The 12,089-nt window shown below is 59.7% G+C and carries 12 protein-coding genes; 5 read left to right on the top strand and 7 right to left on the bottom strand.

Features of this window, described 5'->3' with window-relative positions; genetic code table 11:
* Positions 1–53: 53 nt before the first annotated feature.
* Positions 54–1,012 (top strand): IS630 family transposase gene (locus tag BD293_RS08865; RefSeq protein ID WP_142079597.1). Its coding sequence is split into 2 segments (ribosomal slippage): positions 54–395 and positions 398–1,012, totalling 957 coding nucleotides; the frame shifts between segments, so codons are not numbered across the junction.
* Positions 1,013–1,097: 85 nt separating this feature from the next.
* On the opposite strand, the gene BD293_RS08860 is transcribed toward BD293_RS08865, so the two are convergent.
* From BD293_RS08860 to BD293_RS08830, 7 genes are all read right to left on the bottom strand, one after another.
* Positions 1,098–1,697 carry a superoxide dismutase gene (locus tag BD293_RS08860; protein ID WP_142080948.1) on the bottom strand — a complete coding sequence of 200 codons (600 nt, stop codon included), beginning with the start codon at positions 1,695–1,697 and terminating at the stop codon, positions 1,098–1,100.
* A gap of 102 nt (positions 1,698–1,799) precedes the next feature.
* Positions 1,800–2,366, bottom strand: a complete 567-nt coding sequence (locus tag BD293_RS08855) for a sarcosine oxidase subunit gamma (RefSeq protein WP_142080946.1) — start codon at positions 2,364–2,366, stop codon at positions 1,800–1,802.
* Positions 2,359–5,373, bottom strand: coding sequence for a sarcosine oxidase subunit alpha family protein (locus BD293_RS08850; RefSeq protein WP_142080944.1), 3,015 nt, complete (start codon positions 5,371–5,373; stop codon positions 2,359–2,361). Before BD293_RS08850 ends, BD293_RS08855 begins: the two co-directional genes overlap by 8 nt.
* Complete coding sequence (locus BD293_RS08845) at positions 5,370–5,693, bottom strand: sarcosine oxidase subunit delta (protein WP_142080943.1); 324 nt, start codon at positions 5,691–5,693, stop codon at positions 5,370–5,372. The genes BD293_RS08850 and BD293_RS08845 overlap by 4 nt, the downstream gene beginning before the upstream one ends.
* A 105-nt stretch (positions 5,694–5,798) precedes the next feature.
* The gene (locus BD293_RS08840; protein ID WP_142080941.1) at positions 5,799–6,173 is read right to left on the bottom strand and encodes a hypothetical protein; all 375 of its coding nucleotides are present in this window, start codon (positions 6,171–6,173) and stop codon (positions 5,799–5,801) included.
* A 255-nt stretch (positions 6,174–6,428) separates the two neighbouring features.
* Positions 6,429–6,614, bottom strand: a complete 186-nt coding sequence (locus tag BD293_RS08835) for a hypothetical protein (protein WP_142080939.1) — start codon at positions 6,612–6,614, stop codon at positions 6,429–6,431.
* Positions 6,615–6,738: 124 nt separating this feature from the next.
* The gene (locus BD293_RS08830) at positions 6,739–7,986 is read right to left on the bottom strand and encodes a sarcosine oxidase subunit beta family protein (RefSeq protein ID WP_142080937.1); all 1,248 of its coding nucleotides are present in this window, start codon (positions 7,984–7,986) and stop codon (positions 6,739–6,741) included.
* Positions 7,987–8,203: 217 nt separating this feature from the next.
* Here BD293_RS08830 and ccmI point away from each other — a divergent pair, with 217 nt between their 5' ends.
* From ccmI to BD293_RS08810, 4 genes are all read left to right on the top strand, one after another.
* Positions 8,204–9,469 (top strand): c-type cytochrome biogenesis protein CcmI, encoded by a 1,266-nt coding sequence (gene ccmI / locus BD293_RS08825; protein WP_142080935.1) that lies wholly within the window; start codon positions 8,204–8,206, stop codon positions 9,467–9,469.
* A complete protein-coding gene (gene ruvX / locus BD293_RS08820; RefSeq protein WP_211841006.1) occupies positions 9,469–9,951 on the top strand; it encodes a Holliday junction resolvase RuvX in 483 nt (160 codons plus the stop codon). The genes ccmI and ruvX overlap by 1 nt, the downstream gene beginning before the upstream one ends.
* 74 nt (positions 9,952–10,025) lie before the next feature.
* The gene (locus tag BD293_RS08815; protein ID WP_142080933.1) at positions 10,026–10,259 is read left to right on the top strand and encodes a DUF1289 domain-containing protein; all 234 of its coding nucleotides are present in this window, start codon (positions 10,026–10,028) and stop codon (positions 10,257–10,259) included.
* 259 nt (positions 10,260–10,518) lie between these two features.
* Positions 10,519–12,081, top strand: a complete 1,563-nt coding sequence (locus BD293_RS08810; protein ID WP_142080930.1) for an ABC transporter substrate-binding protein — start codon at positions 10,519–10,521, stop codon at positions 12,079–12,081.
* The last annotated feature ends 8 nt before the right edge of the window (positions 12,082–12,089 follow it).

Below are 12,089 nucleotides of genomic sequence, written 5' to 3'. Positions count from 1 at the left end.
ATGGATTCCCTTTGAGGTTGATTTGTGATTCATGTTCCTTGGGAGGATGTCTTATGTCATCAGCATTGCCGTCAGCGCTTCGTGCGCGGTTTCAAGAGTGTATTGTAGAAGGATTGAGCGGTCGTGCCGCAGCAGCACGGCTGAAGTTGTCCGCCGCCACTGGTGTGCGATGGCAACGCAGGCTGCGGGAAACGGGTTCGATTGAGCCGGAGCCCCAAGGCCGTCCTCCTGGTCATGGGAAGCTGTCTTCTCATCAAGCGTTGCTGGAAGAATTGGTGGCGCAGGATGGTGATATCACTTTGCCAGAACTTGCCGGTGCATTGGAAGCTGCCACTGGCATTACCGCGCACGCGGCCTCCATCGGGCGGTTTCTGCGCAAGCTCGGATACACATATAAAAAAAGTCGCTGGTTGCCACCGAACGGTTGCGCGCTCATGTGAAGGAGCGGCGTAAGAACTGGTTCAGGCATCACCTGCCTGCCATGCAAGCGCATCCTGATCGGCTTGTCTTTATTGATGAAACCTCCGTCAAAACCAACCTGACCCGTCAATACGGACGCAGTCTCTGCGGAAAGCGCCTGGAAATGGATGCCCCGTTCGGGGCGTGGGGAACGCAGACATTTATCGCTGGTTTGACGCACGACAATCTGATCGCGCCGTGGGTCATCAAAGGGGCAATGGATGGTGAAGCCTTTGAGGCCTATGTCCGAAATGTCCTGGCCCCGGAATTACAGCCAGGCACTGTCGTTATTTGCGACAACCTCGCCACCCATTACAACAAGGCTGCTGCGACGGCTTTAAGAGATGTGGGATGCTGGTTCTTGTACCTGCCGCCATACTCCCCTGACCTCAACCCCATCGAGATGGCTTTCTCAAAGCTCAAGGCACATCTGCGTAGGATTGGAGCCAGAACATTCGATCAGATGTTCGACGCGCTCACGGAAATCTGCGACCTCTTCACACCGGACGAATGCTGGAACTTCTTCTGTGGGGCTGGATATGCATCAGGTTAAAGGCTCGACGCTCTAGAGCATGTCCGTGATCTGCATAAAAAAAGGGGCGCAAATGCGCCCCTTTTTCGTGAATGTGCAAAGATGCTTACATCCGGCCTGCGACGTTTTCCCAGTTCACCAGCTTCTCAAGGAAGTTGCTGAGATAGGCCGGGCGCTTGTTGCGGAAGTCGATGTAATAGCTGTGTTCCCACACATCGCAGCCCAGTAGGGCTGTTTGGCCAAAGCACAGCGGGTTGACGCCGTTTTCGGTCTTGGTGACTTTGAGCGAGCCGTCCTTGTCCTTGACCAGCCAAGCCCAGCCAGAACCGAACTGACCTGCGCCTGCGGCCGAAAACTCTTCCTTGAACTTGTCGACAGACCCGAAGCTTTCGACCAGTGCTTTTTCCAGTGCGCCCGGCATACCGCCAGTGCCCGGACCCATCATTTCCCAGAACTGGGCATGGTTCCAGTGCTGGCTGGCATTGTTGAAGATGCCCGATTGCGCGACCGCGCCCGACTGATAGGTGCCGGTGATGATATCCTCAACGGATTTGCCTTCCCATTCGGTGCCGGCGATCAGTTTGTTGCCATTGTCGACATAGGCTTTGTGGTGAATGTCGTGGTGAAACTCCAGCGTCTCGGCGCTCATGCCCAGATTGGCGAGCGCATCATGCGCGTAGGGTAGGTCAGGAAGTTCAAAAGCCATGTTTTCCTCGTCTGTGTTATTGTGTTTGACTGTCTTGAATAAGGGCCTTCCCCCCCCGCAGGTCAAGGGGCGGGGAGAAATAACTCTGAAAAATCTGAGGGCTCAGCGATAAAGCGCAGGTTCAGAGCCGGGCTTGGACACAGTCGAGAGAAGCTCGAACATGTACTCCGCGACAGATCGGAAACAGACCAATGTCGCCTCGTCCGTGCCAGACACCCAGATCGCGGCTGCGACCTGAGCCGCACGGGTGCGGCGGATATCGCCTTCGGTCAGTGTGCCGAAATCGACGGGGCAGATTTTTGCCAGCGCGTTGCGCCAGCCTGCGCCGTGCAGGGTGAAGACCGCGCGGGCGTCCGACACGACTGCGAGTGTTGCGAAGCTGTCCTTGAGCGCGTCAGCAAGGCCGCTTGCGATTTCGCGCGCTTTGTCATGCGGGCACAGGATCATCACCTCGTCCGGCGACATCCATGCCACTGCATATGCGCCTGTCGATGTCACGCGCCGTGGCGCTGGCATGGCGCAACCCGTTGCCTGCTGCACGGCGTTGGTGACTGCTTCGCTGTCCAACGCACCGCGCAATGTGATCATGCCCTGCAAGCCTGCTTCGCGCACGCTCACAAACCCATCGAACTGTGCGCCGGGCAGGGCGCTTTGTGCCAGATCAGACATTTTGCTTCTCGCCTTCCTTGTCATAGAGCACGGTGTCCACGATCCGGGCCTTGATGCGGGTGTCGCCGTCGCCTGCAAAAGCAAGCTCCTCGCCCATGCGGTCTGGCCCGCGTTCGACCAGCCCCATCGCAATGCCGCGCCCCAGCGTGGCCGAATAATAGGTCGAGGTTACGCGCCCTTCGGTGACGGCTTGGCCATTGGCGTTTTTCTCTGGCCGGACCGCCAGCGCCCCATGCGGCAGCACAGAGCCATCCAGCGTTTGCAGCCCGACCAGCTTCCAGCGTGTGGGGCTGAGCATGGCTTCGCGCTCCATGCCGCGCTTGCCAAGGAAGTCTTCCTTCTTCTTGCTGATCGCCCAGTTCAGGCCCAGATCTTGCGGAATCACTGTGCCATCGGTTTCGTCCCCGATCATGATGAACCCTTTTTCCGCGCGCAGGATATGCAGCGCTTCGGTGCCGTAAGGCATGATGCCCAGATCAGCCCCTTCGGCCAACAGCCTGTCCCAGAAGGCGCGGCCCTGACTTGCGGGCACCGCAACCTCGAAGCTCAACTCACCCGAAAAGCTGATGCGGAAGACCCGCGCGTTGAAGCCCCCCAAGGTGCCTTCGCGCCAGTCCATAAAGGGCAGGGCGTTGCGGCTGACATCCATGCCGCCCAGTCGCTCCAGCAGTTGCCGCGCTTTCGGCCCGACAACGGCGATCTGGGCGAATTGCTCGGTCAGGTTGATCGTGTGAACCTTCCAGTCCCACCATTCGCATTGCAGCCAGTCTTCCATCCACGCATGGATGTGATCGGCCCCGCCAGAGGTGGTGTGCACAAGGAAAGACTGGTCATCAATCCGCGCGACGACACCGTCATCCATCAGAAAACCGTTTTCATTGCACATCAGCCCATAGCGGCATTTGCCGGGCTTCAGACTGCTCATCATATTGGTGTAGAGCATATCAAGGAAGCGGCCCGCATCCGGCCCTGAGACAAGGATTTTCCCCAATGTAGAGGCGTCCAGCAAGCCTATGTTCTCGCGCGCATTTTTTACTTCGCGGTTCACGGAATCATGGCGCTTTTCGCCTGCGCGCAGATAGGTATAGGGCCTGCGCCACTGGCCCACGGGTTCCCAATCCGCGCCATTGCCCTCGTGCCAGTCATGCAGGGGTGTGCGACGTAGGGGCTGGAAGATCGGCCCGCGTGCCTCGCCCGCGATTGCGGCAAGGGAAATGGGGGTATAGGGCGGGCGGAATGTGGTGGTACCCGTTGCCGGAATAGGTTGTCCCAATGCATCAGAAAGTATCGCTAAGCCGTTGATATTGCTTAGCTTTCCTTGATCCGTCGCCATGCCCAATGTGGTGTAGCGTTTGGTATGTTCGACCGATTGATACCCTTCGCGCGCAGCCAGCTGCACATCGGCAACTTTGACATCATTCTGGAAATCCAGCCACATTTTCATGCGCAGATCATATTCTGCGTTGCGCGGCATCATCCAGACGGGTTCCATCGGCTCATTCGTGGCGACCGCGTCTGTCGCGGGGGGCGTGGGGTCCGCGGTTGCCCCAAGGATCTGAGCGGCGCTAAACCCGCAGGCATGGGCATCGGCCAGCACCGCGCCCAACGCGCCCGCTGCGGACCCGCACACGCGCACGAAGCCCGCACCATCTGCACCCAAGGGTGGGCGTTCCGGGTCGGGGCGAAAGAAACTGCCTGCCTCGTCCCAGATCAGTTTGCCGCCGCAATGCGACCACAGATGCACAACCGGCGACCAGCCGCCTGACATGGCGACGGCGTCACAATCGAATTTCTCTGTGAAAGCAGTGCCTTTGCTGTCGATCCGGCAGATTTCAACACCGGTGACGCGCTTGCCGCCCTTGACCTTGCGAATGCCGCGCCCGGTCAGGACGCGGATACCCTGCGCGCGTGCTTGCTGCGGCAGTTCCCCGGACGCCTCGGCGCGGGCATCGACCACTGCGGCCACACCGACACCTGCGCGGCGCAGGGCAATCGCTGTGCGGTAAGCGTCGTCATTATTGGTGACGACCACCACTTCTTGCCCCGGTGCCACTGCGTAATTCACCAGATAGTCGCGCATTGCGCTGGCCAGCATGACGCCGGGCACATCATTGCCCGCAAAGGACAAGGGCCGCTCGATTGCACCCGTTGCGGTGATGATCTGGCGGGCGCGCATCCGCCACAACCGGTGGCGCGGCGCGTCGGATTGCGGCAGATGATCGCTGACACGCTCATACCCCAGCATATAGCCGTGGTCGTGCACACCAGCCCCCATGCACCGCAGGCGAAGATGAACATTGTCCATTTTTTCAAGGGCTTCTATGGTGGAGTCAATCCATGCCTCTGTCGGCTGCCCGTCAATTTCGACCCCGTCGACAGGGGCGCGTCCACCCCAATGGTCGGTCTGTTCCCACAAGCAAACTTGTGCGCCTGCCTGTGCGGCTGTCAGGGCTGCTTGCAGACCGGAAATGCCGCCGCCAATGACCAGCACATCGCAAAACGCATAAATCTGCTCGTAGGTGTCAGGGTCGCGGGCGTCTTGCTTGGGCGCTTTCCCAAGACCGGCAGAGCGGCGGATGATCGGCTCGTACACATGTTTCCAGAATGCGCGCGGTTGGATGAAGGTTTTGTAGTAAAACCCTGCCGTCAGGAATTGCGGCACCAGATTGTTCAGCGCCATCATATCGAAATTCAGGCTGGGCCAATGGTTCTGGCTTTCTGCGACCAGACCGTCGAACACTTCGGTTGTGGTGGTGCGCTGGTTCGGCTCATACCGGTCGCCGCGCGACAGCCCGACAAGCGCGTTTGGTTCCTCTGCCCCTGAGGCCACGACCCCGCGCGGGCGGTGATACTTGAAGGACCGGCCCAGCAGCATTTGATCATTGGCCAGCAGACTGGCGGCAAGCGTATCGCCCTTAAACCCGTTCATGGGTTTGCCGTTAAAGGTGAACTTCTGGACTTGGGCGCGGTCGATCAACCGCCCTCCGGTGGTGAGGCGGTGGCTCATTCATAGCCCTCCCATTGCGGGCGTTTTTCTTTAATCTTGGCGACAATCTCGGCGGGGGGTGCTGCGGTCTGGGCGGGGTAGGTGCCAAAGACTTCCAGCGTCATGGTATCGCGCGCGGCCAAAAACCATTTGCCGCACCCATAGGCGTGGCGCCAGCGTTCAAAATGCACACCGCGCGGGTTTTTGCGGTTGAACATATAGGCCTCGAAGTCTTCGTTTGACGACCCCGCGCCAGAGCGTTTCAAATGTGCCTCACAGCCCGGCGCAAATTCGGTTTCTTCGGCGGTGACGCCACAGCAGGGGCAGGTTAGCATCAGCATGAGCGCGCCTTTCTTGGTTCGCCGTGATGGCGGGACATGCAAAAGCCGGGCGTCGCAAAACGCCCGGCTTGGGAAACGGTGTCAGTGGAATCGCAGTCGACTGTATCAGTCAGCGGGCGCAGGTTCAGGTGCAGCTTCGCCTGCATCATCTGTGGCGGCTGGCTCTTGTGGTGCTGCCTCTGGCTCTGCCGCGGGTGCTGTTTCCGTTGTGGATGTGCCCGGCTCGACTGTGATGTTGGTCGAGCTGTCGACAGCGCCGCTGTTTGTTGGCGCGGCATTGTTGGTGCCAAAGCCGTCGAACAGGAAGTACAGAATGACAAGCCCGACAGTGACACCGCCGACAACGAATGCCAGCACAGTGTTGCTACGCTTCTCTGGTGGTGGGGCGGATGGTGTTGTGTGAATGTGGGTTTCATTCCGCGCGCCCGGCTCGGTGCCGGGAGTCCGCGGCGGTGTGTGGGGCGTGTTGTTGTCAGCCATGTCTCTCTCTCCAAGTAGGAAATTCTGAGAGAAATAACACGGCTAGATAGGCTATTGTTCCGTTCTGCGGCAGGCGACCGGTATGACATTACCGTGTTCTGTGGCCAAGCGGATGCGGGGCGCATGTATGGAATGCGAAGGCCCACCCCGCCAAATGAGAGCGCGCATGTGGTCTGGCGGGGGGTGGTGGTGTGAAAAGCGCCGCTTTCCATAGGAATACGACCAGCGCAGATGATCGGGGCGCAGGCCCGTGTGTCAGTCGGTCTGGACGACAAATGCCGGTGGGCGCGGGTCCACCAAGGGGCCAGCAAGCCCGCCGGACGTTTGCGCCCAAATAAGGGCCGCGACGACAAGTGGAATGCCTGCGCCACATAAAAAGCCGAGGGTCTTGTGTGGGTTGGACTGGGCCGCCGCAAGAACCCGTTGCACCGCTTTACGCATGTCGTCTCCTCAGGTTGATCTGCGAGAGACTTAGGGTGTGGTGTGGCAGTTGTCATCGGGCGAAACTGACCTTTGGGTGGATTTTTGCTTATTTCGCGCTGGGGTTGCAAAGGCTGGGGGGTCATCAATGCGCCACCCCTGCCGCGACACTCTCGTCGATGAAGCGCCCCTCGCGGAAGCGGGTCATGGAAAATGCCTCGGCCAGCGGTCCCGGTTCGCCTTTGGCGATCAGTTCGGCCATGGCATAGCCCGACCCCGGTGTGGCCTTGAACCCGCCTGTGCCCCAGCCGCAATTGATAAAGCAATTGCCAAGTGGCGTTTTCGAGATGATGGGCGAGCGGTCGCCGGTCATATCGACGATCCCGCCCCATTGGCGCAGCATTTTCAAGCGCGAGATCATGGGAAAAGTCTCGACCAATGCGCGCACGGTTTCCTCGATATGGTGCCAAGAGCCGCGCTGGGTGTAGTTGTTGAACCCGTCAGCGCCGCCACCGATGACCATTTCGCCCTTGTCGGATTGCGACATATAGCCATGCACAGTGTTGGCCATGACGACCACATCCATGCAAGGTTTGATCGGTTCCGACACCAGCGCTTGCAGGGCCACCGATTCGACGGGCAGCCGGAAGCCCGCCATATCGGCCAGCGCGCCGGAATGGCCCGCGACGACGATCCCCAGCTTGCCACAAGTGATGCGGCCCTTGGTGGTGTTGACGGCTGTCACCTGACCGCCCTCGGAGTCCACACCCGTGACGGCGCATTGCTCGATGATATGCATGCCCATGTCAGAGCAGGCCCGCGCAAAACCCCAAGCGACCGCGTCATGGCGCGCTGTGCCGCCGCGTGCCTGCCACAACGCGCCAAGGACGGGGTAGCGCGGCCCGTCAAGATTGATGATCGGCACCAGTTTCTTGACCTCGGCGGGTGGGATGAAGCGCGTCTCGACGCCTTGCAGGGCATTGGCGCGTTCGGTGCGCAGATAGCCGCGCTTTTCATGCTCGGTTTGTGCCAGCATCATCACGCCGCGGGGCGAGAACATGATGTTGTAGTTCAGTTGTTGCGACAGCGTCTCGAACAGGCTGCGCGATTTCTCATAGAGGGCGGCAGACGGGTCTTGCAGGTAGTTCGAGCGAATGATCGTGGTGTTGCGCCCGGTATTGCCGCCGCCCAGCCAGCCTTTCTCGATCACGGCCACATTCTTGATGCCGTAGCGGTGGCCAAGGTAATAGGCTGTGGCCAGCCCATGCCCGCCGGCCCCCACGATCACGACATCATAATGTGCGCGCGGCTCGGGGCTGGCCCAAGCCTGTTTCCAGCCTGTATGCTGGCGAAACGCCTCTCTGGCGATGGCGAAAGCGGAATAGCGTTTCATGCGCGGGCAGCTCCTGCGTCAGGGCGGGTGTGTGCTATGTGGCTTACCCCGGCGCAGACAGGTTTTCCAGAAGCGTCACTATGAGGGCGAAAACCGAAATCATACGCGCCTGCGACCCGCCGTCGCGGTTTGCAAGTTTGTGAGGGGGGAGGGCGCCATTTCGCCTTTTGTGTCTTGGTAAGACAAGATAGACAGCGGTGAACCGTCAGGAGGACGCATGGGCTTTTTTGTTCAGACCGCAGGTTTCTTTGTCATCGCACTGTTGGTGGGTGTGATCTTGCTGCGGGCGATGGCGCGCGCGGGGCAATCTGCCGCCGCCGATGGTACAGAGCGCGCGATGCGGGTGTATCGTGACCAGATTTCTGAAATTGAACGCGATCTTGCGCGCGGGATCATTGCCGAGAATGAGGCCGAGCGTTTGCGCCTTGAAGTCTCGCGCCGGATTTTGGACCTTGATAAGGGCGACCGTGGACGCCCCGTTGGTGGACCCGCGCCAAAGACCATGCGCATGATTGCCTTTGCAACGATCATCGTTGCAGTCGGGGGCAGTGGCTTGCTGTATCTGAGCATTGGCGCGCCCGGCTATTCGGACATGCCCTTGGTTGAACGTCATGCCCAAGCTGCCGAGGCGCGGCTCAGCCGCCCCCGACAGGCCGAGATGGAGGCGGAATTTGCCGCAGCTTTCCCCGAGCCAGAGGATTTTCCCGGTCGCGCAGAGTTGGAACCGATGGTCGCGCAACTGCGCGAAGCGCTTGCCACACGTCCGCAGGATGAGACGGGCTTTTCCTTGCTGGCGCAAAACGAAGCGCGGCTTGGAAATTTCCGCGCCGCGATTGAGGCACAGGTCCGCGTGATCGAGCTGAAAGGCGATGACGCAGATGTCGAGGATTATGCCTATCTGCTGGACCTGATGGTCATTGCAACAGGCGGGTTCGTGTCGCCAGAGGCCGAGAATATCATCGAGCAGGTTCTTCGGCGGGATTCGACGAATAATGTGGCGTTGTATTATTCGGGTCGGATGTATGCACAGACAGGTCGGCCCGACATGACCTTCCGCGTCTGGCGCAGGCTGCATGACCTCAGCCCCGGCGATGCCCCTTGGATGCCTGAAATCCGCGCGGCCCTGCCAGAACTTGCCCAGATTTCGGGTGAGCCGCGCTATCAGTTGCCACCACGCCCCGCACCCGCGGATGCGCGCGGCCCCAGCGAGATCGATCTGGAGGCGGCCCAAGACCTGCCGCCCGAGGACCGCGCCCAGATGATCGAGGATATGGTCGGCGGGTTGTCTGCGCGGCTGGCCAATGATGGCGGCACCGCCGAGGAATGGGCGCAGCTTGTCCGTGCCTTGAGCGTGCTGGAGCGCGAAGAGCAGGCCGTTGCCGTCTTGCAAGAGGCGCGCACTGTCTTTGCAGCGCGCGCAGAAGACCTTGCACTGATCAATGCCACCGCCGAAGAGGTGGGCCTGAGCATCACGGCGCCCTGATGGCGGTGATCAACGATTTCGACGCGTTCGCAGCGCAGTTGCGACCGGGATGGGCGCTTGCGGGGCTGGATTTGGGCGAAAAGACCATCGGCGTTGCGGTGTCTGACCGGATGCTGTCTGTCGCCTCGCCTTTGCAAACGATCCGGCGCTCGAAGTTCCAGTTGGATGCGGCGGCTTTGCTGGCGATTATTGCTGCGCGCGAAATCTGTGGCTTGGTGTTGGGACTGCCGCGCAATATGGACGGATCAGAGGGGCCACGGTGCCAGTCGACACGCGCTTTTGCCCGCAATCTGTCAAACCTGACCGAAGTGCCGATAGGGTTTTGGGATGAACGCCTGTCAACTGTCGCCGCCGAGCGCGCCTTGCTGGAGGCAGACACCTCGCGGCGCAAACGGGCGGCAGTGATTGACCATGTGGCGGCGGGCTACATCCTGCAAGGTGCGCTGGACAGGCTGGCGGTTATGCGGCGTCACAATTCTTGACGGATTGGCTTTTTTCTACTGGTCGCGGTGCAGAGTTCGGTTATCTGACGTGAAACGAATGAGAGTATCGGGCGATGACCGACGAAATCTGGAAACGCGAAGAGATTGCAAGCCCTTGCATCAAGGTCTGCGTCATTCACCCCGAGGCGCGGCTGTGCACCGGTTGCCTGCGTACGATTGACGAAATCACGCAATGGAGCCGCATGAGCCACGAGCAGCGCCATCAGGTTATGGCCGAATTGCCAGACCGGAAAACGCAGATCGCACAGCGCAGGGGCGGGCGGGCTGCACGTTTGGCGCGCGGATAATCGCGTCATGGCCCATTAATCAGGCAGTTGCGTTCCCCATCCTATATTCTGGCCGAACAAGAACTTGATTGACGCGTCAGTCAATCACAAGGCTTGACTGCTGCGCGTCAGCGGGTAAACCTGACGTTACATACATCAATTTGGTTGTAATTTTGTTACAACGCCTCATGATAATCAGGGGAAGACCGCGGCTTATGGCCGGGTATAAGTGTTGGCAGGTTCTTAAACCTGTCGCGGCCAATAACAGGGAGAAATCAAGATGAACAACACGACCAATCGTCAGGGCGTGACCCGTCGGGGACTGATGCAGGGTGCGGCGGCCCTTGGGGCGGCAGGGCTGATCCTGCCTGCCAGCATGCGCAAAGCCAAAGCCGAGCCGCAGCGCGGCGGCACGTTCCGTGTCGGCATCGGTCATGGGTCCAGCACCGACTCGCTTGATCCGGGGCTGTGGGACAACTTGTATGTGCAGGTTTTCGCAGCCGCGCGTCACAACCAGCTGATCGAGGTGGATAATGAGGGACAGTTGATCCCCGAAATCGCCGAGAGCTGGGACAGCGATGATGGCGCGACATGGGTGTTCACCATCCGTGAAGGGGTGACATTCCATTCGGGCAAGACCGTCACGCCAGAGGATGTTCTGGCCTCGCTCAACCATCACCGTGGGGACGAGTCCACATCTGCAATCAAGACCTTCTTTGATCCGGTGACTGATATTCGTGTCGACGGGCGGAATATTGTCGTGACACTGAACGCGCCGAATGGCGATTTCCCCTATCTGATGTCGGATTACCATCTGGCGATCATGCCCGAGACGGATGGCAAGATTGACCCCACCTCTTTCGATGGCTGCGGCCCCTACATTGTGGAAAGCTACGAGCCGGGTGTTCAGGCCAGTCTGGACCGCAACCCGAATTACTGGAAATCCGACCGCGCCCATTTTGACCGCGTCGAAATCTTGTCGATCGTCGATTCCACCGCACGCCTGAACGCGCTGATGACCGGCGGGGTGGACACGATTGATCAAGTCGATCCAGCCACCATCGGAATGCTTGAAGCGCGCGGCACGGCGAATATTCTGTCGATTCCGGGCAATGCGCATTACGTCTTTCCCATGGACAGCCGTGTCGGTCCGTTCAGCGACAACAATGTCCGGCTGGCGCTGAAATACGCCATCGACCGCGAAGATATGGTCGAGAAAATCCTTGGCGGTCATGGCGCTGTGTCCAATGACAACCCTATCGGCCCCGCCAACCGCTATTTCCATGCGGATATGGAAGCAAAAACTTTTGACCCTGATCGTGCGCGATACCATCTGCGCGAGGCCGGCATGGACAGTCTGGACGTCACGCTGCATGTCGCGGATGCGGCCTTTTCAGGTGCGGTGGATGCAGGCGCGCTGTTTGCTGAAACGGCGGCACAATGCGGCATCAATATCGACCTCGTGCGCGAACCCAATGACGGGTACTGGGACAATGTCTGGATGCAAAAACCGTTTGTGGCCAGCTATTGGGGCGGGCGCGCGGTCGAGGACCAGATGCTCACCACGGGCTATGCCTCTGGCTCGTCATGGAATGACAGCTTCTGGGAGCATGAACGCTTCAACGAATTGCTGGTTCAGGCCCGGTCCGAGATTGACGAGGATCTGCGTCGTGAGATGTATCACGAATTGCAGGAAATCGTGTCGTTTGAAGGGTCTGTCATCATCCCGATGAACAACAATTACGTCATGGCGACGGCGCTGAATGTTGCCACGCCAGAGCGCGTATCGGCGAACTGGAACCTTGACGGGTTCCGCTGCGTCGAGCGTTGGTGGTTCACCTGATCTGAAAT

Source organism: Roseinatronobacter monicus, from assembly GCF_006716865.1.
GTDB classification, from domain to species: domain Bacteria; phylum Pseudomonadota; class Alphaproteobacteria; order Rhodobacterales; family Rhodobacteraceae; genus Roseinatronobacter; species Roseinatronobacter monicus.
The sequence above is the reverse complement of the archived record's forward strand: the minus strand, read 5'-3'. Positions and strand labels throughout refer to the sequence as shown.